Annotated in this window: 19 protein-coding genes; 11 read left to right on the top strand and 8 right to left on the bottom strand. The window is 57.9% G+C overall.

Features of this window, described 5'->3' with window-relative positions:
- The first annotated feature begins 49 nt into the window (after positions 1 to 49).
- The 9 genes from FG381_RS10970 (at position 50) to FG381_RS10930 (ending at position 6970) form a co-directional block, all read left to right on the top strand.
- On the top strand, positions 50 to 592 hold the full coding sequence (locus FG381_RS10970; protein WP_139688824.1) for an MptD family putative ECF transporter S component: 543 nt from the start codon (positions 50 to 52) through the stop codon (positions 590 to 592).
- Entirely contained in the window at positions 573 to 1355 is a 783-nt protein-coding gene (locus FG381_RS10965; protein WP_139688823.1) for an energy-coupling factor transporter transmembrane component T, read from the top strand. Before FG381_RS10970 ends, FG381_RS10965 begins: the two co-directional genes overlap by 20 nt.
- 16 nt (positions 1356 to 1371) lie before the next feature.
- Entirely contained in the window at positions 1372 to 2886 is a 1515-nt protein-coding gene (locus FG381_RS10960; protein WP_139688822.1) for an ABC transporter ATP-binding protein, read from the top strand.
- A 51-nt stretch (positions 2887 to 2937) separates the two neighbouring features.
- Positions 2938 to 3471 (top strand): heme utilization cystosolic carrier protein HutX, encoded by a 534-nt coding sequence (gene hutX / locus FG381_RS10955; RefSeq protein WP_139688821.1) that lies wholly within the window; start codon positions 2938 to 2940, stop codon positions 3469 to 3471.
- Between the two features lie 22 nt (positions 3472 to 3493).
- The gene (locus FG381_RS10950) at positions 3494 to 3997 is read left to right on the top strand and encodes a flavodoxin family protein (RefSeq protein ID WP_139688820.1); all 504 of its coding nucleotides are present in this window, start codon (positions 3494 to 3496) and stop codon (positions 3995 to 3997) included.
- A gap of 62 nt (positions 3998 to 4059) precedes the next feature.
- Complete coding sequence (locus FG381_RS10945; RefSeq protein WP_139688819.1) at positions 4060 to 4713, top strand: MotA/TolQ/ExbB proton channel family protein; 654 nt, start codon at positions 4060 to 4062, stop codon at positions 4711 to 4713.
- A gap of 12 nt (positions 4714 to 4725) precedes the next feature.
- Positions 4726 to 5166 carry an ExbD/TolR family protein gene (locus FG381_RS10940; RefSeq protein WP_139688818.1) on the top strand — a complete coding sequence of 147 codons (441 nt, stop codon included), beginning with the start codon at positions 4726 to 4728 and terminating at the stop codon, positions 5164 to 5166.
- A complete protein-coding gene (locus FG381_RS10935; protein WP_139688817.1) occupies positions 5153 to 6058 on the top strand; it encodes an energy transducer TonB in 906 nt (301 codons plus the stop codon). The genes FG381_RS10940 and FG381_RS10935 overlap by 14 nt, the downstream gene beginning before the upstream one ends.
- Positions 6059 to 6310: 252 nt before the next feature.
- Positions 6311 to 6970: an NYN domain-containing protein gene (locus FG381_RS10930; protein WP_139688816.1), complete on the top strand. Its 660-nt coding sequence runs from the start codon at positions 6311 to 6313 to the stop codon at positions 6968 to 6970.
- A 160-nt stretch (positions 6971 to 7130) separates the two neighbouring features.
- Here FG381_RS10930 and FG381_RS10925 read toward each other — a convergent pair whose 3' ends face one another.
- The 6 genes from FG381_RS10925 to ispF all read right to left on the bottom strand — a co-directional run bounded on the left by FG381_RS10925 (position 7131) and on the right by ispF (position 14367).
- On the bottom strand, positions 7131 to 8309 hold the full coding sequence (locus FG381_RS10925; protein ID WP_139688815.1) for a Fic family protein: 1179 nt from the start codon (positions 8307 to 8309) through the stop codon (positions 7131 to 7133).
- Between the two features lie 337 nt (positions 8310 to 8646).
- Complete coding sequence (locus FG381_RS10920; protein WP_139688814.1) at positions 8647 to 9399, bottom strand: MipA/OmpV family protein; 753 nt, start codon at positions 9397 to 9399, stop codon at positions 8647 to 8649.
- 339 nt (positions 9400 to 9738) lie between these two features.
- Positions 9739 to 11202, bottom strand: coding sequence for a radical SAM protein (locus FG381_RS10915; RefSeq protein WP_139688813.1), 1464 nt, complete (start codon positions 11200 to 11202; stop codon positions 9739 to 9741).
- Between the two features lie 129 nt (positions 11203 to 11331).
- Entirely contained in the window at positions 11332 to 12132 is an 801-nt protein-coding gene (cysE, locus tag FG381_RS10910; RefSeq protein ID WP_139689208.1) for a serine O-acetyltransferase, read from the bottom strand.
- Positions 12133 to 12191: 59 nt separating this feature from the next.
- Positions 12192 to 13022, bottom strand: a complete 831-nt coding sequence (locus FG381_RS10905; protein WP_139688812.1) for an RNA methyltransferase — start codon at positions 13020 to 13022, stop codon at positions 12192 to 12194.
- Positions 13023 to 13170: 148 nt separating this feature from the next.
- Positions 13171 to 14367 (bottom strand): 2-C-methyl-D-erythritol 2,4-cyclodiphosphate synthase, encoded by a 1197-nt coding sequence (gene ispF, locus FG381_RS12855; protein ID WP_139688811.1) that lies wholly within the window; start codon positions 14365 to 14367, stop codon positions 13171 to 13173.
- A gap of 158 nt (positions 14368 to 14525) precedes the next feature.
- On the opposite strand from ispF, the gene FG381_RS10895 reads away from it, so the two are divergent.
- Both FG381_RS10895 and FG381_RS10890 read left to right on the top strand, forming a co-directional pair.
- Complete coding sequence (locus FG381_RS10895; protein ID WP_139688810.1) at positions 14526 to 15014, top strand: TIGR00645 family protein; 489 nt, start codon at positions 14526 to 14528, stop codon at positions 15012 to 15014.
- A gap of 396 nt (positions 15015 to 15410) precedes the next feature.
- The gene (locus tag FG381_RS10890; protein ID WP_139688809.1) at positions 15411 to 16739 is read left to right on the top strand and encodes an OmpP1/FadL family transporter; all 1329 of its coding nucleotides are present in this window, start codon (positions 15411 to 15413) and stop codon (positions 16737 to 16739) included.
- A gap of 325 nt (positions 16740 to 17064) precedes the next feature.
- On the opposite strand, the gene FG381_RS10885 is transcribed toward FG381_RS10890, so the two are convergent.
- Positions 17065 to 18543, bottom strand: coding sequence for an amidohydrolase family protein (locus FG381_RS10885; RefSeq protein ID WP_139688808.1), 1479 nt, complete (start codon positions 18541 to 18543; stop codon positions 17065 to 17067).
- A gap of 233 nt (positions 18544 to 18776) precedes the next feature.
- Complete coding sequence (gene brnQ / locus FG381_RS10880) at positions 18777 to 20138, bottom strand: branched-chain amino acid transport system II carrier protein (protein WP_139688807.1); 1362 nt, start codon at positions 20136 to 20138, stop codon at positions 18777 to 18779.
- Positions 20139 to 20281 lie beyond the last annotated feature (143 nt).

The following is a 20281-nucleotide window of genomic DNA, read 5'->3' as shown; positions in this document are numbered from 1 at the left end:
GGGACTGTGGTCGCCTCTCCCCTTTCGAAACCTCTGTGGGTGCCTCACGATGAATCCCCCCATCAAACGCTACTGGGAAGCGCGCGAGCTCGTCCTCATCGGCGTTTTTGCCGCTGCGGCAAAGCTCTCAAGCCTCCTCATCGCCCTGGCGGGCGGCGGCATGAATCCCATCGGACTCGTCGCGAAGAATCTGGTCTACACGACCCTCATGATTGTTCTCCTCACAAAGGTTCCGAAATGGGGGACGCTCCTTCTCTTCACGATCATTTCCATGATCGTGAGCGTCTGTCTTCTGGGCGGCAGCCTCACGCTTCTCCCGGCGGCGCTCGCCGCTGCGCTCATCGGCGAGGCCGCGGTCTGGCTCACCGGCGGTGCTGGCAAGCGCTGGGCCCCCTGGGTGGCGGTCGGCATGTACGACCTCATGAGCAAAGGATTGTCGCTAGGCGTTTCCTACCTCTTCATGCGTGAGAGTCCTGCACTCATCACGATCATCATCCCGATCGTCGCCTGCGGCTACCTCGGATCCCTCTTCGGCCTCTGGTTCGGCTGGAAAACTGTTGGAGAACTCAAGCATGCGGGCTTTGTTCGCTAAAGGCGCCGACTCGAGCGTGCTCAAATTCCTCGACGCAAGGACGAAGCTTGCCGTCACGCTCGTCGTGGCCATTCTTACCGTTGCCTGCTCGGGCGTCATTTCTCAGATCGTCATCTTCGCGTCAACCCTCGTCTATGCGCTCTACCTCAAGCGCCCGGGGCTCCTCGCCGTTCTCTACGGCCTCATGGCTGTGATGATGGCGATTGCCGCGCTTTTCGGTCTTCTGCTTGAAGAGTGGCTTCCGGCCATGGGCGGCATCACGCTGCGCGCACTCTTTGTTCCCTTCATGCGCGGCCTTTCGATGATGAATGTCGTCATGGTGCTTGCGATGACGACCCGCGTTGAGGATCTCCTTGCAACGCTCGAGCGCATTCGCCTTCCCTTCTGCATCTTCCTCCCGACCGCGGTGATGCTCCGCTTCATCCCGACCTTCACGAACGACATTCGTCAGGTCTGGGAGACGCTTCGCATCCGCGGCTGGCCCGTGGGCCCCGTGATGATGACCTGCCGTCCGCTTCTCTGCGCGCGCCTCATCCTCGCCCCCATTCTTTTCCGTGCGCTCAAGTCGTCCGAAACCCTCGGCGTGGCCTCGGAGCTGAAGGGCCTCGGCACGACGAAGCGCACGATGCGCACCGACGGCCGCACGATGAAGACGATCGATGCGCGTGTGCTTTCGTTCCTTTTCGTCTTTACCGTCCTCACGGTCCTTGCGGAAATCTTCCTCCGCCACATCTGGGCCGCCAAGATCACCATGATGCATTAATCGGGAGACGATTTCGATGCCGATGATTGAATTCAAAAACGTCTCCTACGTCTACGCGAACACTTCTGAAGAGGCCGTGAGAAACATCTCGCTCACGGTTCACGCGGGCGAACTCAAGGTCGTGACGGGCGCCTCCGGCTGCGGCAAAACGACGCTCATGCGGCTCGCGAACGGCCTCTGCCCGCAGATCTACGGCGGCAAAGTAATCGGTTCCGTGAACGTTGCCGGGTGCGATGTTTCTGCAACGCCCGTCGCCGAACTCGCCGAACATGTGGGCACGCTCTTTCAGGATCCTGAAGAGCAGTTCTTCGCCTTGAACGTCGGCGACGAAATCGCCTTTGCCCTGAGAAGCCGCGGCGTGGCTCCCGAAACGATTGAAGAGCGCGTGCTTGCCGCCGCCGACAGGCTCGGCATCACGGACCTCCTCAAGCAGGACATTCACGAGCTTTCCGAAGGCCAGAAGCAGAAGGTGGGGCTCGCGAGCATTCTTGCGCTCGGCCCCCGCGTTCTCATTTTCGACGAGCCGAGCGCCAATCTTGACCCGGAAGCGACGGAGTCGCTTGCTGTCACGATGGGCGAACTCAAAAAGGAAGGCGCGGCCATTCTCGTCGTCGACCACCGTCTCTACTGGCTTAAGGACGTTGCAGACGAAGTGATCGTCATGTCGAAGGGCAGGATTGAAGCGTCAGGGTCCTGGGAAATGCTCAGAAACGACGCTCTGCGCGCCCGCTGGGGACTTCGCCGGGCGGATGTCCCGGATCCCCGCGAAACGCTTTCGCCCATTGACGTTGCCTTTGGGAAAACGGTTCCTGAAGCGGAGGAGTCGCAGAGCGTCTTCTCCGCAAACCGCATGTCCTTTGCCTATACGCCCGAAAAGCCCGTCTTTACGGACGCGTCCTTTGCAGTACCGGCAGGCGTCACGGCCCTGATCGGGAGCAACGGCACGGGCAAAACCACGCTCGCCCGCATTCTCACGGGGCTCAACAAGGCCGAAGGGTCGTTTGCCGTCTGCGGCAGCGCCGTAGGCGAAGGCGGCCTCATGCCGCATTCGGGGCTGGTGCTCCAGAACGCCGACCATCAGCTTCAGATGCGCACCGTGCGCGAGGAAGTGATCTGCGCGATGGAAGCGGGCATTGCTGCGCTCAACGCCAGAAAGGGCTTCTGGCAGCGCTTTGCGCGCGTCAAGCTCTCCGAAAGCCAGATCCGGCGCGCCGATGAGATTCTGAAGAGCCTCAACCTCACGCATCTTGCGGGCCGACACCCGCAGAGCCTCTCGGGCGGCGAAAAGCAGCGCGTCGTCATCGCCTGCGCGCTGGTGAAGAACCCCGCCATTCTGATTCTTGACGAACCCACCTCAGGGCTTGACGGCGCCAACATGGCCTGCATCGCAAAGCTCCTCAAGGATGAAGCCGCCCGCGGTCGCGCGGTCTTTCTCATTACGCACGACCTCGAACTCCTCGGCATCTGCGACCGGGCGCTGAGGATGAGAGATCTGCAGCCCCAGAACCCGATTGCCGACGCGCATGCCTGATAAGGCACGCGCCATTTCCAACCCCTTTCATACCCATGGATTGAAACCCAAATGACGATTGAACGCATCACCCCCACGGAAGCCGAAGCCGCAACCATCAACGAACTCATGAACGCGAAGTTCCCGGTGACGGTCTCTTCCATTGCCAGCAAGCTCGGCATGACCGAACTCGAAGCCGCCCGGCGTCTTCCCGCCGACCGCGTCTCCTTTGTGTCGGGCGACATGACCGAGCGCTTCGACGAAGTCTGGGCAGCGCTTGCTGCCTGGGACAAAGTCACGCTCTTCATCACCCACGAAGGCCACGTCTTTGAAATCGCGGCAAAGCTCTCAACCGGCAAGCGCGCCATGGGCTACTACAACATCCTCGCGAAGGATGCGGTTGTGGGCGGCCACATTGCCTACGAAAAAATCAAGGCTGCCGCCTTCGTCACGATGCCCTTCATGGGTCGCGAATCGCTCTCCGTCCTCTTCTTTGACGCCGAAGGCCGCGTGAGCTTCTCCGTCTACGCAGGCCGCGAAAACCACCAGATCATCGAATCGGTGAAGACCGCGTTCTTCGCCGACCGCGAAAAGTTCTGCGCCTGATTCCTTCCGGAGACGAAAAGAAATGACAAAGCCCCTTCTGATTGTGAGTTCCAAAACCGGCAATACGCGGGTCATCGCCCATGCCGTGGCGGACAGCCTCCCGGACGCGCTTCTCACCACGGCTGAGAAGCTCCCTGAGGACCTCTCCGGCTTTAATCCCGTCGGCCTCTTCTTCTGGTGCGACCGCGGCATGGCCCCGGAAGACACGAAGGCTGTCGCTCCGAAGCTTGCCGGCAAGAAAATCGCCTGCTTTGCGACGATGGGCGGCGACCCGAAGGCTGAACGCGCTCAGGAATGGATGAAGAAGACCTCGGAAGCGCTCGTCGCTTCCGCGCCCGACGCTGAGCTCGCCGGCACCTTCCTCTGCCAGGGCAGGATTGACCCGGAACTCTTCGCGCACATGTCGGCCATGATGGGCGGCGAAGTCTCCCCCGAACGCGAAGCCCGAAGGAAGGCCGCGGAACACCATCCCGACCGCCTCGACACGATCGACGCCGTCAAGGCCTGGCAGCAATTCTTCAACTGATTATCTCCTCGATGCCCCTCCTTCTCCCGGAGGGGCAAAGCAGAAGAAGGGGAAACATAAAAATGGAACTCTCAGCAGACAGACTCGCCTACATCTATTCCATGATCGGTCCGGCCGGCGTAGCGCTTGTCTTTGTAGCCCTCTTTGCCGTCTACCTTGCCGTCTGGCAGCTGATTTACATGACGGCCGTCTGGCGCAATTTCCGCCGCGACTTTCTTGATCTTGAACGCGGCAACGAACGGTGCCTGAGATTCGTGGATCCGAACAAGGCCAATCCGCTCATCCGCATCATCTACGAAATCGTCACCACGCACGGCGAACACTCCGACGACATCCGCGCCGAAGTGGGCTACCTCTTTCACCGCAACTTCAAGCGCGTCACGAACGGTCTCTGCTGGCTGAAGCTCATCTCCGTCGTTTCCCCGCTTCTCGGCCTGCTCGGCACCGTCTGGGGCATGGTCGACGTCTTTCAGAGCATGAGCGACGTCACGCACGCCAACGCCCAGATCCTCGCTTCCGGCATCTGGTCCGCGCTCATCACCACCATCATGGGTCTCTCGGTCGCGATCCCGACCCTCATGTGCTACTACTACCTGATGCTCAAATTCAGGGGCTTTCATATTGAAGCGATCGAGCACAGCTACCGCGCGCTCGAAGTGATGAGAAAGATCCGGGCGAAGCGCGCCAAAGGCGCCGACGAAAATTCCGGTCTCTAAGAGGAGCGCGCCATGAATTCGAGCTTCTTCGACGGCTTTGACGAGGAGCCCCAGATCGATCTCACCCCTCTGATCGACTGTCTCTTCATGCTCATCATCTTCTTCGTCCTCACGATGAGCTTCTCTCGTCCGGTACTGGAAATCATTCTCCCGGAAGCGAAGAATGCAGAGACGAGCCACGAGCGGAATGAAATTCTTCTCTCCGTCAAGGCGGACGGCACCTATGCGGTCAATACCGACCCGGTGACCCTTGACGAACTCTCCCTTCGGCTTGATGCGGATCCGGACAAGCTCCTCAACATCTACATGGATGAAAAGGCGCCTTTTGCCGCTTTCGTGAAGGTGCTCGACCTTGCCAAGGTAAAGCGCGCCGGGCGCTTCGTCATCAGCACGCGCGATCCGGGTTCGACGCCTGCTGAGCCAGCTGAAGAGGGCGGCAATGGCGAGCGGTGAGTCCCATTTTGCCACCCGGGCGGCACGCATTTCCGTCATTGCTGCGGCAGTGGCGGCCGTGCTCGCTGCAGGCCTCGATGTGGTCGAAAAGGTGATTGCGGTGCCGAGTCTCCCCGAGGGGATTCTGCGCGAGCGCGTCACCGTGACGGAATTCCGCCGCATTGAGGACCCTCAGGAGAAGCCGAAGGTTGAGGAACCGCTGATCGAGCATACGGCCGACGAGAGCACCTTCGAGGTGGAATCGAAGCCCGAACCGCCCCCTAAACCCGAGCCGGAACCTGAGCCTGAACCGGAACCCGAACCTGTCGTTGAGCCTCCGCCTCCCCCGCCGGAACCGGAGCCTGAACCCGAACCGGAGCCGGAACCAGAGCCCGAACCGCCGCCGCCTCCAGAACCGGAACCTCCGCCGCCTCCACCTCCTCCGAAGCCCAAGCCCGTACCGAAGCCTGCGCCCAAGCCTGCTCCCAAACCGGTGAAGCCGGCTCCGAAGCCTGTGATTGAAGCGCCTCAGCCTGCTGATGAGGCGCCCTCCGAAGCCTCAACGGGCACCAATGGTCTTGCTGCGTCGGGCGGTGCCGGCGGCGTATCGAACGCGGGCGGAAATGCTGCGCTCGGCGACGAGTCCACAGCGCTTGCCCTCATCGTGCGCGAAATTGAAGCGCATAAGCGCTATCCGAGACGCGCCCGGCAGACAGGCATTGAAGGCCGTGTCGTTCTTACCGTCGATATTGACGAAAACGGCGTGGTCCGCTCGGTTGCCGTGGGTGAAAAGCACAATTCGGTGCTTCTCAACCGTGCGGCGCTCCAGGCGGCCGACGGACTCGTCGGCATGAAGCTTCCGCTCGCGAAAGCCATGACGGTATCCGTTCCGGTGGTCTTCACGCTGAAATAGCTTCTCTTTCTTTCCGCAAACGGCGCGAAACTCCTTCTTTCTGTTTCGCGCCGTTTCTGTTATTTACGGTTTCGCCCTGCGTGAATCTTCTTGCAAGTCATCTTTTATCCCTTATTTCGAACACGTAGATACCTGAACATCCTTTTTCTGACATGCTCTCTTGCGAGACCATTGACTTTAGGTGATAATTACCCGCAGTAAGAAACGGGCCAGCCATCGGCGATATGTAACAGGGAACTAGATTCCCGGCCGATGCAGCGCCCTTTTTTTGTGCCTATGAATTACGCGATTCTGATTGATGCTGGTTTTCTGAAGCATAAGTTGGGTTCAGCCGCCCAGCCTATGGGATTAAATGAAGTTCGAGCTTTGGTGACGTCACTACAATCGCACCCACTGCTTGCAGAGCATCATTTACATCGAATTTATTATTACGATGCTCTTCCCTTTCAGGGCAAAGAAACTGTTCCTTTACAAGGAGGGGTCCGCGATTTCTCGATCTCTCCCACCGCTAAACGACAAGAGCAGTTGTTATCACAAATCCGACAGGAACCTTTTTTCGCGGTCCGCGCAGGCGAGTTGTCCTTTGAAGGTTGGGGAATTCCTCTCAAACTCCTTAATACAAAGCAATCGGAGTTAACTATCAAAGCTGATGACCTTCGGCCTCGGATTTCGCAAAAGGGTGTGGACATGCGAATCGGTATGGACATGGCAGCATTAACATTGAAACATATCGCCCAGATATTGGTTCTTGTTACTGGTGACAGCGACTTTGTACCAGCAATGAAATTCGCAAGAAGAGAAGGTGCAACAGTTTTTGTCGTTCCTCTTGGTCACCGCATCAAGGATGTGGTTAGAGAGCATGCAGATTACGTTTTCGACTTATTACCAAAAGACGTCTTAGTGCAGCATTGACTTTCTCTCTGTCTCAGGCGGGCATTAAAGTCCGCGTTGCCCATTCATAGTTTTCTTTTGGTCGTCGACGCGCTCTGCCATGAATCCTGGATTGCGGCCTTTCATGGTTTGGATCCGGTTTTTTTAGTCATAGTGAGCTGCAGCTGTGTCTGCCCGACTCTCATAGCGGCTGCATGTCTTTCCGAAGAACAGCGAGATAGTCTTCAAACGCAAATACCCGTCCTCGCGACCTCCCGGATATTTCCTTCAGGATGCCGGCCTCGCAGAAGATCCTTACGTATTTGGACGTGGTCGGAAAACTCCAGCCCAGATCATTCGCCGTGCGCTTGATCTCAATGATCGGCGCCCCTTCGAGGTAACTCAGAAACCGCTCCAGCTTGGCACGAGCTGCGGTCCCGCGAACGCCCGAAAGGATCCTTTCTCGACAAGCCGCAGCGAGTGTGGAGAGCTTTTCAATGCTCTCAATCGCATTCTGAGCAGCCTCGCCGGCTGCCCGAAGGAAAAACTTCACCCATTCCTCGTAAGTTCCGTTCTCACGAACAGAAGTCAGGTGTTCGTAGTATTGAGTACGCTGAATTTTAAGGAAATACGAGATGTAAACGTAAGGGGCATCAATGACCTTCTGATCGATAAGAAAGAGCAGGATCAAGAGGCGCCCGATGCGACCGTTGCCATCTAAAAATGGATGAATCGTCTCGAACTGATAATGAATGAGCGCAGCACGTATCAGCGGGTCTAAAGCATCCGGTGCATGCAGATACAACTCCAGGGCATTGAGCGCCTGCGTCATGTCGTCCGGGTTGGGAGGCACATAGGAAGCCTCTCGAAGCGAGCAGCCGGTCGGTCCGATCCAATTCTGGGAATGTCGAAAATCTCCGGGAGATTTGTCCTGTCCTCTCGAATGCTTGAGGAGTACCTTGTGCGTCTCCCGAAGAAGCCGAAGACTTAAGGGAAGCCCATGAACGTCCTGGAGCTGCTTCACGGCAAATAAAACTGCCTGCTCATTGTCCACCGCATCCAGAATGTCGCGATTGCACGCATGGACAAGCGTTGGGTCGAGGATGTCGTCAAGCGTGGCTTGCGTACCTTCGATCTGGGACGAGAAGAGCGCCTCCTTGCGCACATGCATGGCAAGGAACCTCTCCATATTGGGAATGTGCCTCGCAGCTCCTTTGAGATAGGCCAGTTTTGTCTTCGCTTCGAGGAGCAGTCCGATCAGCTCGTCATCGAGTTGGATGGCGGGATTCGGTGGGAGTGACGCCGGAACGAAAGAACCATAAGCCTGGGATCCGGCCTGGTTCTGGCGAATGAAGCCGGATCTCGGGTTGTTGCTGATCACAGGGATTCAATCTCGATAATTTAAAGAAGCTTAATGATAATTAAAGAATTTTTATGTTTCTTTAATTATTCTGTCATTACTTGCATCGTTATTAAATTTTAGAATGAAACTTTAAATATTAAGAATCATCGATGAAGATAAGCCTGAAGATGTCCCCGATCCAGTCGACCGACGGACTTGTCGGCATCAAGCTTCCGCTCGCGAAAGCCAGGACAGTATCCGTTCCGGCGGTCTTTACGCTCCAATAGAGCCTCCAGCCTCCCATAAGCAAAAGCGCTCTCCGAAACTCAATCCGGAGAGCACTTTTTGCTGCTTCAGAAATCCTTGCGATCAGGCGTCAATCAAAGCGGTACATGATGCCGGCACCGACCGTCCAGTTGACGGCGCTGCTCTCGGTCATGGGGCTGTCCTTCACCTCGTCGGAAAGACGCATGGCCCCGACCGTGCCGAACGCCACCCAGTGGTTGTCGATCGCGTAGGAGGTCTTCACGCCTGCGGTGTAGGCAAGGCCGCTGTCGGGATGATATTCATCGAGGCCGCTCCTGGCCGCTTCGTTCTTCGAAATTCCGAAGTAGTAGTCGTTGAACTTGTCGTTGGCCCAGAGAACGCCGATGGAAGGCGTGACGACGAGCTTCGAGAAGCGGAAGTCGTACGAATAATCCGCGCCCACCAGAACGCCGTCCGATTCGCCGAGAACATCTGCCTTTATGCCGGCAGAGATCTTGCCGAAGTTCCCCGCCCACTGGTAGGAAAGCATGCCCGCGAGACTCGTCTTGCGGTCGTCGAGCTTCCTCACGGCGGCGTTGTCGGAGCGGTCCGTTTTGAAGTACATCGGCATCCAGCTCACGCCAAGCCTCAGGCTATGGCCGCCCTGCTTAAAGAGATAAGCGCCGCCCTCAATGCCGTTCACATAGAAGTGATCGCCTTCGTACTGAACCACCGGAAGCGGGTACCACTGCGGATCCGCATCCTTATAAACGGGGAAATTGACGAAAGTCGCGGCGCCGAGCGAAAAGCTCCCCGCAGCGGCTGCACCCGCGGCTGCGGCGAGCATCAGCGCAACTGTCCCTGAAACAAAGGTCTTCTTCATTCTTTTCTGGTCTCACAAAGCGCCATAGAGCGCATTGAAAATATTGATTTTTTAATCATGCGTCTTTAAGCAAGACGGACCGAAATCATATCGACCGCGCATCGGTTTGAACGCTTGTTCACTCTATGAGATGCAAGCAAATGTTTCCCCCTGCTCCTTGCCCGGTAAGCTGGATGAACGCACTTGCACGATGCCGCTAAGCAAGAGAAGAAATAGATATGCAGACTTCGAACGCAAAAAAACGGGCATTGCGGCGAGAGGAAACTCTGTTGCCGCAATGCCCGCAGCTCTGAAGAAAAGTGCTTCGGAAAAACTGCTTTCGGCGAGGGCTGAATTTCGTCAGCTCGCTGCCGCGAGCGAAGCCTCGGCCGAGCGCCAGTCGCTTTCCGCCATGAGAGGAACCGTCGGGAACTGCCGGACGGAAGAAATATAGGGAAGCTCCACGAGCTCGGAAGTCATGTTCTCGACATAATTTCTGACTGCGCCCGCAAGGCGGAACTGATGGAAGGCGCCCGCTTCCGTGAGGCGTATCCAGTCGCCCTTGCCGCTGATGAGACCGGCAGCACGCCAGTTGTCAAGGAGCGGCTCGAGGATGCCGCCCAGCATGACGCCGCCCGCACGTTCCGTACGCGTGATGGAGAAGCGCCCTGCGGCAATCCCCTGTGCAAGGAGCGCTGCGGCGCGCCAATAAGGTCTGGGAAGCGTCACTTCCCGCACAGCCCTTCGGCCTGAATAGACGGCGCCGAGCCACTTGTCGAGTTCGGGTTCGATCAGGTATTCGCGCCCGAAGAGACGGCCTCTTGCGCCCGACCCGAAGACGAGCCGGTCTGCGTCGCCCATGGCAAGCGACCGGTAGAGGCTCCGTTCGCGCTCCGAGCGTCCCCAGCCGAGCGCCGAGCGCGCCTCCCATCCTTCGCCGGGCAGGAGCTCGAAGGCGAGTGCATGCTCGGATGCAAGGAGCTCATCCGAAGCCGCGCGGAAGGTTTTCTCGGCTTCGGCCGGGAATTCGGGCTCGCCCGCCGCACGAAGCGTAAGGCCGTCGAGATCCATTGAGGAAGCGGTTTTCAGATCGCTTTCCCAGACTTCCAGCGACTGCCCCGGCAAACCGTAATTAAGTTCAACCGCAACGCTCGCTTCGTCGTAGGAGAGAAGGCGCTCGAGCGTCTTCACGACCGCATGGGCATCCTCCACTCGTCCCGCAGCGCGCCGCACGGCCGTGTTGAAGGACCTCACGGGAAGAAGGAAGCGCGTGACGCCGCCCGCAAGCGCGGCCTCCATCTTTTCCTCGGTAAAGTGATGCACGCGGGCATCAAATTCGATTTCGCAGTCGTTCGCAAGCGGAAGAATTCGTCTCGCGTTGGAAAGAATGCGCAGAATGTCCACGGGCTCAAGCGCCGTGGGATTGCCGCCCCCGATGCGAAGCGCCTGAATGGGCGTACCCGACTGCGCATGCTCGCCGCTCCAGAGACGCATTTCGCGCACGACGGCATCCGCGTATCGGCTGCTCTCAAGCTCACGGTAGTCGTTCTGCCAGCAGCCGCATCCTTCGCAGCGCGTTTCGCAGAAAGGCACATGGATTTCCGCAACAGCTTTGCCTCTGCGCGTCCGGTCAAGAAGATTCTCAATCTCTTCGTCGGCGGCCGCTCCTGTCAGCACCTGACGCTCAGGGACTTCCGAAGACGCGCCGTCAGCGGCATCCGCGAATGCCAATCTGCGGGGATCGGACGAAGGCGATGCGCGCCAGTCAAAGGACGCGGTTTCGGACGTAGGACGGGCGAGCGGATGAGAGACGACTTCAGACATGGCAGGAGTGGGAAAAATCTTAATCGCAAATGAGAATAATTCTCTTTTGCGTAAGATTAGCACTCCCAGTCCGTCAGCGCACCTCTTTTTGCCTGACGCGCCCAATGCGCGCGACCGGGAATTCCCGGATTACTGCGAGGCCTTCCCGTCCTCGCTCTTATGGTTTCGCGCCGAGGTCCAAAGCTTTGAACGGTCAAAATCCGCCACATCGTCGACAGCCTTTCCGCCAAGCGCCTTGACTTCACCCGAGAGCCTGCGTATTTCCGCGCTCTGAGCTTCGACCACTCGAACGAGCTCAAGGATGGAAACCGCGTACGGATCCCGGTCGCCGGCACTCACGCCATACGCGTGGAATTCCGATTCCCTGGGCTTCTCTTCCGCCGTCTTCTCTTCGCACCCGGGCTTCTTTGCAGTCTTGGGGCACGTGGCGCGACCCGGCACGCCAACTACAACAGCACCCGCCGGAACGGGCTTCACGACGACGGCGTTCGAACCGATCTGAGCGCCGGCACCAACGGTGAAGGAGCCGAGCACCTTCGCGCCCGCGCCCACCACGACGCCTTCTTCGAGCGTCGGATGGCGCTTCGCGCCTTTGGTGAGGGACGTTCCGCCGAGCGTCACCCCGTGATAGATCGTGCAGTCGTCGCCCACTTCCGCCGTCTCGCCGATCACGACGCCCATGCCGTGGTCGATGAAGACCCGGCGGCCGATCTTTGCGCCCGGATGAATTTCAATGCCGGTGAGGAAGCGCCCGACGTGGGAGACCCAGCGGGAGAAGCTCTCCCACCCCTGAAGCCAGCACCAGTGCGCCGCGCGGTGGATGACCACCGCATGAAACCCCGGATAGGAAAAGAAGATTTCGAGCGTGCTGTGCGCTGCCGGATCCTTTTCCCGGATGGTTTCAATAAGTTCCCTGGCGTCACTGATAATCGACATTGAATTGACCTTCGTTGAAAGAAAATAGTTCGCTTCTTTTTAGGCGTTTTGGGTCAGTCGGAGGATTCGGACGCGCGGGCGGACTGAGCCTTCGTTTTGCTTCCGATCCGCTCCTTCTTCGGCTGGATGATGGCGGCGCAGATCCCGCGAAGAAGCGCAAGTTCGTTCTTCGAGAGCCCCGAACGGCTGAAGATCCGCCGAGTCATGTCCATCAGGTGCCTGGGATTGGCGGGATCATGGTAGCCGCAGGCTTCCATCGCCTTTTCCCAGTGCCCGTAGAACCCTTCGATCGACTCGCTCGACGCGGGCTCATCGTTTTCAAAGCGACCCTGCCAGTCGTAGAGCTCGCCTTCCTTTCCTTCGGCTGCGAGAAGCGCCATCTGCATTTCGTAGGCGGCAATCTGCACGGCCTGGGAAAGATTGAGGCTCGGGCTCTGGGGATCGGCCGGAATGGCCGCGCATCCCTGACAGAGCATGATTTCCTCGTTCGTCATGCCGCTTCGCTCGGTACCAAAAACAAAGGCAAGGTCGCCTTCCATCTGTTCGAGCCAGGCGGTCGCCTTCCCGGCAGCTTCCCGCATGGGCGAGAGCTTCGGACCGTATTCGCGGTCGTAGCCCGTGAGCGCCCAGGCAAAGGTAACGCCTTCGAGGGCGTCGGCAAGCGTCTCATGCATGCGCGAAGCTTCGAGCACATCGATGGAGCTCGTCGCATACGCAACGGCTTCCGGGTGCGTGCGGTAGCCGGGCTCGCGGGGCGCCACAACCCTCAGGTCGCGAAACCCCATTGTCTTGATGGCTCGGGCGGCCGAGCCGATATTGCCCGGATGAGCGGGTTCACAGAGGACGAATCGAACGCGTCGGGTAAGCTCGGGCGTCTGCTGCATTTCGAAGGGTGAAAGAGAAGAAATCAAAAGAGACCCGGGGCAGCAAAGCATCCAATGCCTCTCTGCCCAAATCTCAAAAAGAAGCTGAAGCGCTCATTTTAGGATGCCTTCAGCGAAATAGGTGAAAACCCTTGGAGGTTTAATCAAGTCAACCCTGAGGCGTCTTCATGAGGAGCGCCACGGCATAGGACGCCATGCCCTCCTCGCGCCCCACGGCATCCATTTTTTCATTGGTTTTTGCCTTGACGCTCACGCGCTCCATATCGATCCCGAGGGTTCTTGCAACGCTCTCGCGGATCGCCTTCATGTGGGGGCCGATCTTCGGGCGTTCGGCCACGATGGTGGAATCGATATTGACGAGGGTCCAGCCTTCTGCGCGCACGAGCTCCATCACTGCCGCGAGGAGCTTCGCGCTGTCCGCACCCTTCCACCTGGGGTCCGAGGGCGGAAAGTGCGTTCCTATGTCGCCTAGCGCCGAAGCGCCCAGCACCGCATCCGTAATGGCATGAAGGAGCACGTCGGCATCAGAATGGCCGTCAAGGCCCTTTTCAAAGGGAATCGTGATGCCGCCCAGAACCAGGGGACGCCCCTCGACCAGACGGTGCGAATCGTATCCCTGACCCACGCGGATATTGGGAATCGTCATGTTTTTCTCTCCAAGAATAAGGCCGGCGACGATTTCATCCCCGGGCTGCGTGACCTTGATGTTGGCTGAGCGGCAGGAAACGGCCTTGACGGGAAGGCCGAGCCGCTCAACGGCGCTCGCTTCATCGGTAACGCCTTCCGTGCTTCTTTGCAGCGCATTCATCAGCGTTCTCGCGCGAAAGAGCTGCGGCGTCGCCGCGCGCCAGAGATTTTCCCTCGGGACGGTCTCGAGAATTCTGCGCCGCGAGTCGGTGCGCTTCACGGTATCGGCCATCGGAACGGCGAGAATGCCGCCTTCGACGCTTGAGTCGCCTAAAACCTCATCCAGGAGGTGATTCACTTCCGAAGGCCTCACGCAGGGACGCGCTGCATCATGCACGAGCACCCAGGCGTCGCCCGGGAGGTTCGCAGCCATAAGCCCCCCCAATACCGTGTCGGCACGCTCGCGACCGCCCGCCCGAAGGACCTTCACGCGGGGACCGAACGCTTTTGCCGTTTCGTCGATCCAGGCGTCCTCCTGACTTACCACCACGTAAATGGCGTCAATGCGCGAAACGCGCTCGAGCGCGCGGACGGTCTGCAGAAGCATGGGTTCGCCCGCAATATCCATGTACTGCTTCGGGATCCCCGCTCCCATACGGCGTCCGACGCCTGCCGCGGGAATCAGCGCCGCAATGCGGGCTTTCTTGTCGTCTGGCATTCCTTCTGTCCCTGATTGAAGAGTCCGGATTAGAGGCTCCAAGTCTAACGGGCAAACGGAGACGTGAATTTTCACGCTTCGTTTACACCTTGCCTCCGTCGAAAGTATTAAGCTCTTCTTCCCTTTTTTGGACCCCAACAAAAAAACAAACACGCACCATGGAAAAAACCGTCGAACGCCTGATGTACGCCACACGCTGGCTCCTTGCCCCCATCTACATCGGACTTTCTTTTGCGCTTCTGGCTCTCGCGATCAAATTTTTCCAGGAAGTCGTTCATGTGCTCCCGCATGTGCTTGAACTCTCCGAGAACGACCTGATCCTCGCCATTCTTTCCTTCATCGACATGGGCCTCGTGGGCGGCCTTCTCGTGATGGTGATGTTCTCGGGCTATGAGAACTACGTCTCCTCGATCGACATCGAGAAGGATGCGGAACGCCTCTCCTGGCTCGGAAAACTCGATACGGGTTCCCTCAAGAACAAGGTGGCTGCGGCGATCGTCGCCATTTCGTCGATTCACCTCCTCAGAATCTTCATGGGCATTCAGGAGATCGCGAACGACAAGCTCGTCTGGTACGTAATCATCCACCTGACATTCGTTCTTTCCGCGCTCGTGATGGCCTTCATCGACCGCTTCTCGCGGCACTGATCGGGCTGCAAGTTCAGTCCCTGAGGCAAACGGCCTGCGCTTTTACATAAAGCGTCAGGCCGTTTTTCTTGCGCCTGTCGCAATTCCACATCAGATTCCCAAAATTATTTCGGATTAGCTCATGCGCGCCGAGCTCTCCGGCAATCAATTAACGCCAAACAGAATAACAAAATCAATATTTTCATTACTAAACAAATAGTTAATCTTAAAAATGGGAAATCCATCGGGATCATCCTTATGCATGAGGCCAACCATCTGTATACGGGTATACACCTAATTTTTGATTTTCCATAGAGCTTTTCCGACGCGCAAAATTCGTTGCCAAACATATATCGCGGGCGCGAGAGCGTCCGCTGAACGCATTTCCTCAATTCAAACTGATCGCAGGAGATACTCGTGATCCGCACGAACCTCAAGATTGCGGCAACGGCTCTCGCCGTGGCTTCCGCTTTCGCCTCGACGGCCTATGCCGCCGGCTTCCAGCTTACTGAACAGTCCGCTCTCGCCCTCGGCCGCGCCTACGCCGGCGTCGGCGTCGACGGCACCGACGTTTCGGGCATGTACTACAACCCGGCCACGATGACCCTTCATCCGGGCACGCAGGTTCAGCTGGGCGCTGTGGGCGTTGGTCTCAATCTTGAGTATGTCGGCAATGACGGCTCCAAGGAAAACGGCCGCGCGAGCGAAGAAGTTCTTCCGCACGGCTACATCTCGCACCAGATCAACGACACGACGTGGGTTGGTCTGGCCCTGACGATTCCGTACGGTCTTGCTACTGAATATGACTCTAATTGGAATCATCAGGAACTTGGTACGGATGCCAAGATCACCGTCATCAACTTCAACCCGAATTTCGCCTGGAAGGCTACCGATACGCTTTCCTTTGGCGCAGGTCTTGCGCTGCAGTATGTGGATGCGAAGTTTGGCGTCGGCGTCAATATGGGACAGTACGGCACTCTCCATAATGAATACACGGCAGATGGATTTACCTGGGGATTCAATCTCGGCATGATGTGGGCACCCGTCGAGAACGTTCGATTTGGTGTGTCGTATCGTTCTGAAACGAAGCACAAAACAAACGGAACGCTCAAAACACGCGGTGCGGGTGCTATGGGCAGCTTGAGCGGTGACTATGACGCTTCTGTTACGGTTTCTGGTCCGGCTTGGGCAATGTTCAATGCAGCATGGGATGTCAACGACTACCTCAGCCTTTACGCTACCTTCCGTTGGGCAGATTGGTCTAGCTTCAAGAGTCTCAAAACCGATGCTCCGGAACTCAGTTCCAAAGTCGGTGGGACACTTCAAGCACTTGGACAAAGTGGAGCTATCTCCGCAAATGAAATTCGCTTTTTGTCCACTGTTTTCAACAATCTTGCCAACATCGAGAATAATTGGGTCGATACCTACCTTTATTCTGTAGGTTACGACCTTCGCGTGAATTCCTTCTGGACGTTGCGCGGTGGTGTTGCCTATGAAACTTCTGCCATCGGCGACCCAAAGACCCGTACGGCACTTATTCCTGATGCTGACCGCTGGTGGTTCGCGATTGGTTCTTCCTTCCACTGGACGAAGGATTTCCAGACGGATATCGGCTTTGCACATCTGCACGGCGTACATGAACGTTCGCTCTATAACCACGATCCTCGCAGCAACGGCGAACAGATCGGCAAGTTCCGTCACCTTGACGCCTACCTCCTCGGCGTTCAGATGCAGTACCGCTTCTAAGCCGGTCCTCGGATGAGATTGATGCTCGTCTGATTTCAAACCCGCATGAGATCATTTCTTGTGCGGGTTTAAATTAATGTTACGTAATCTATAATCAGCTTATAGATATAACAGATTACTCGTTCGGCGCGCATTAAAAGTGCACCAGTGATCGAGATCAAACGCGTAGTCCGAGGAGAGGCCTGCTTGACGCTGTCAACGACCTCAAAGCAGGTTGGCAAAAGAACTACGCCGAGAGCCTTCAGAGGCGATGCCGGAAGTACTGTGCTTACGGCATCGCCTACTGCGGAAAGTTCACTCGTCAGCTCGCCAATCATGAAAAGCTTCAAGGCTCCCGAAGCTCATCGAGATTGCTCTGTGCCCCCGTCCAGAAGTTAGCGCTTGGCTTCAAGAGCCTCTCATACCCCGCCCGATGAATTGCTTCACAGCTCGCAGCTTCCGCGCACTCGAAGACATCTGCTTCCGCGACGCTCAGCACCTCTCGATCGCGCATGAGCACCCTGCCAGCAACGAAGACATCCGCAACGTCGCCGGCGTTTCCGAAAAGCATGAGCTGATGGATCGGCATGAGGCGCGGCATCAGGTGGGGCGACTTCATATTGATCGTCGTGATGTCGGCGAGCTTTCCGACCTCGAGCGACCCCAGATCGTGCTCGCGTCCGATCGCCCGGGCGGCGTCGATCGTGATCATGGAGAGGAGCTTTCCTGCGGGGAGAAGGAAGGGGTCGTTCGCGACCGACTGCTGCAGAAGCGCGGTGTCGCGCGCCGCACGGAAAAGGTCGAACGGCATGGCCGGAGCCGTGCCGTCAGTCGTGACGGCGACGTTTGCACCAAGCTCGATCAACTCCGGCACCGGACAGCGCATCGGGATCTGATTCCAGGAAGGCGTCGTGGTGACGTTCGTTCTGGTCTCGGCGAGAATCATCGCTTCATGGAAGGAAATCCCTTTGCAGTGCTGCACATGCACGTCGGGCCCGAGGAGCGGGTCGTCGGCTTGGGCAGCCAGGCGAATCATCCCGCCGAAGGCTTCGGTATGAATCCTCACATGCTGGCGGCGAGCGACCTCGCGGATCGACTTCATCATGTGGCGGTCGGCTTCCGTCAGACGGCAGGCGAGATCTGCGGGAGTTGCTTTCGAGCCTTCGATGGAGCTCACCATCACAAAGGGCGCGGCGAACGCACCGATGAGGCCGTTGTAGCTCCCGTTCACGAGCTCAATCGCCTCTTCGGCCTTTGCCATGAGTTCGTCGAAGGTGAATTGCTTTTCAACGAGGCGGCCGTTCTCTTCCTGTGCGAACGCCCGCGGATAGGGCGGATTGGAAGGTCCGATCGCCGGATTTTCGCGCGTGCCGACTTCAGCGTGCCCGCGGACATGCTCAGTAATGACGCGGGGGTCGTCGCACCGTGCGGCGTTCGAAATCACCGAAACGCCGCAGGTGATTCCAGCTTTGAGGCGCTCAAGGGCCGCGAGCCGCCCTTCGGCATGCCAATAGGCGGGCGTCGTGCAATGGTGATAGAGCTTCGTTAAGTAGTCCATCCAGCGCGTGCGGGAGTCGAGTCCAAGCGTCCGGTTGAGGCAGTGCCCGGCATGCGTGTGCGCATCGATAAGGCCCGGGAGAATCATTTTCCCCGTCATGTCGATGCGCTCTACATCCTGACCGGCGATTTGAAGGAGGATGTCTTCCGTTTTCCCGACTGCCGCGATGCGGTCCTTTTCAATCAGCACCGCCCCGTCTTCGATGCATTCGTAGTCGCCGTTCATCGTGACGACATATCCGTGAATCAAAACCTTTCGCCCGGTCATGCCTCTCTCCTTTGAAGGTAGAAAGCGGCTTCTGGAGCTCGCGCCGCTTTTCTTTCCGAGTGTAGAAAGCGGCCTTCGGCGCGCCTATAGCATTGAGCGTCAGAATTTGTCCTTCAGCGTCGCACTTCCCATAAAAACGGGCACCCGTCCGAAAACGAATGCCCGAAAAAACAATTCTCTGATACTGCCTCTGAGAATCGGATCGCATGGACTCTTCAGAGACCGCTATTCCATCAGCTCGGATCGCAGCAGTGCGGAATCTTCCAGGAAGAGAAGAGACCCACGAAGAAGCCTCCGATTGCCGGGCTCACCCACTGGAGGCCCTCCGCGGCCCAGGGCAGATCCCTGCAGACATTGGAGAGCATGGGAACCGTGAGTCCAAAGGCTTCAAGCCCCTGCGTAATGGCGACGACGCCCGTGAAGAGAATCGTCATCGGATAGACCCAGCGGTGCTGAGGCAGCCGCCGCCAGACAAGCGTGATGAGCGCAAGCACAATCAGCACGATCGCGATCGGATAGATGGCGACGAGTACCGGAATCGAGAACTTGAGAATAAGGGTGAGGCCCGCATTGCTCACGATCATGCTCACGAACGCAAAGAGCGCCGCCCAGCCGCGGTAGCCGAGCTTCGGCATGAGCGAGCTGAAGTAGTCCGAGCAGCAGGCGATGAGGCCGACGCAGGTATTGAAGCACGCAATAAAGAAGACGAACCCGAGGAGCACAGTGCCCAAAGGCCCGAAGAGCGTGCCGGCAGCCGCCGTAAGGATCTGCGCGCCGTTTTCAAAGCTGCTCGAGAGACTTCCCGCTTCCATGCCGACCTGGGAGAGCGCTCCGTAGACGCAGAAGAAGATGACTGCAGCGACGATGCCCGCAAAAATCGTTTCCTTGACGACGGCGCTTTCCGTCTTAATGCCGAAAGCGCGGATGTTCATCGCGATGATGAGGCCGAAATTGAGGGCCGCCAACGTATCCATCGTCTGGTAGCCGTCGATGAAACCCGTGAAGAAGGCGTTCGCGGCATAGCCTGCCTTTGCAGCTCCAGGCTCGCCGATCGGCGTCGCCATCACGCCGATCCAGAGGATGGCAATGAGCGTAATGAGTGCCGGACAAAGGAATCGCCCGAGACGCTGAGTGAGCTTCTCAGGATTCAGCGCCACCGCGAAGGCAAGGAGAAAGAAGACCACCGAATAAGCAAACTGCGATGTGCCGAGCAGCGACCAGCCGCCCATTTGAGCTTCGAGAAGTCCGAAGTTTTCGAGAATCGGACGCACCACCATTTCAAAGGACGTGCTCGCCGTTCTTGGGATTGCGAGGCAGGGACCGATCGAAAGGTAGATGAGGAGCATGAAGACGAAGGCGAATGCCGGGTGCACGCGGCCCGCGAGCGATTTCAAACCGCCCGACTCCGCCACTGCCATTACGCCGAGAATCGGAAAGCCCACGGCGGTGACGAGAAAGCCCGCAAGCGCAGGAAGCGCATCAACGCCGGCCTGAGCGCCGAGCCAGGGCGGAAAGATGAGGTTTCCCGCTCCGAAGAACATGGCGAAGAGCGTGAATCCGACGAGAAGACGTTTCCCAAGCGGCAGTGAAGTCATGAGAGTCAAGAAATCCAGGGATGAAGGTAGGGATGAAAGCCCGAAAGGCTAACACGTCTCTACGCTCTGCGGGCATGCTGCATCAGCCTTCCCCAAACGCACGAAGAGAGGGCTTTTGAAGCTTCCCTTTGTGGCAGAATGTC

The sequence above is a fragment of the Sutterella faecalis genome, from assembly GCF_006337085.1.
Taxonomy (GTDB): Bacteria; Pseudomonadota; Gammaproteobacteria; order Burkholderiales; family Burkholderiaceae_F; genus Sutterella; species Sutterella faecalis.
The sequence above is the reverse complement of the archived record's forward strand: the minus strand, read 5'-3'. Positions and strand labels throughout refer to the sequence as shown.

Coding starts and splice junctions, on each gene's coding strand:
- FG381_RS10970 (WP_139688824.1), top strand. CDS start 50: ATGAATCCCCCCATCAAACGCTACTGGGAAGCGCGCGAGCTCGTCCTC.
- FG381_RS10965 (WP_139688823.1), top strand. CDS start 573: ATGCGGGCTTTGTTCGCTAAAGGCGCCGACTCGAGCGTGCTCAAATTC.
- FG381_RS10960 (WP_139688822.1), top strand. CDS start 1,372: ATGCCGATGATTGAATTCAAAAACGTCTCCTACGTCTACGCGAACACT.
- hutX (WP_139688821.1), top strand. CDS start 2,938: ATGACGATTGAACGCATCACCCCCACGGAAGCCGAAGCCGCAACCATC.
- FG381_RS10950 (WP_139688820.1), top strand. CDS start 3,494: ATGACAAAGCCCCTTCTGATTGTGAGTTCCAAAACCGGCAATACGCGG.
- FG381_RS10945 (WP_139688819.1), top strand. CDS start 4,060: ATGGAACTCTCAGCAGACAGACTCGCCTACATCTATTCCATGATCGGT.
- FG381_RS10940 (WP_139688818.1), top strand. CDS start 4,726: ATGAATTCGAGCTTCTTCGACGGCTTTGACGAGGAGCCCCAGATCGAT.
- FG381_RS10935 (WP_139688817.1), top strand. CDS start 5,153: ATGGCGAGCGGTGAGTCCCATTTTGCCACCCGGGCGGCACGCATTTCC.
- FG381_RS10930 (WP_139688816.1), top strand. CDS start 6,311: ATGCAGCGCCCTTTTTTTGTGCCTATGAATTACGCGATTCTGATTGAT.
- FG381_RS10920 (WP_139688814.1), bottom strand. CDS start 9,399: ATGAAGAAGACCTTTGTTTCAGGGACAGTTGCGCTGATGCTCGCCGCA.
- FG381_RS10915 (WP_139688813.1), bottom strand. CDS start 11,202: ATGTCTGAAGTCGTCTCTCATCCGCTCGCCCGTCCTACGTCCGAAACC.
- FG381_RS10905 (WP_139688812.1), bottom strand. CDS start 13,022: ATGCAGCAGACGCCCGAGCTTACCCGACGCGTTCGATTCGTCCTCTGT.
- ispF (WP_139688811.1), bottom strand. CDS start 14,367: ATGCCAGACGACAAGAAAGCCCGCATTGCGGCGCTGATTCCCGCGGCA.
- FG381_RS10895 (WP_139688810.1), top strand. CDS start 14,526: ATGGAAAAAACCGTCGAACGCCTGATGTACGCCACACGCTGGCTCCTT.
- FG381_RS10885 (WP_139688808.1), bottom strand. CDS start 18,543: ATGACCGGGCGAAAGGTTTTGATTCACGGATATGTCGTCACGATGAAC.
- brnQ (WP_139688807.1), bottom strand. CDS start 20,138: ATGACTTCACTGCCGCTTGGGAAACGTCTTCTCGTCGGATTCACGCTC.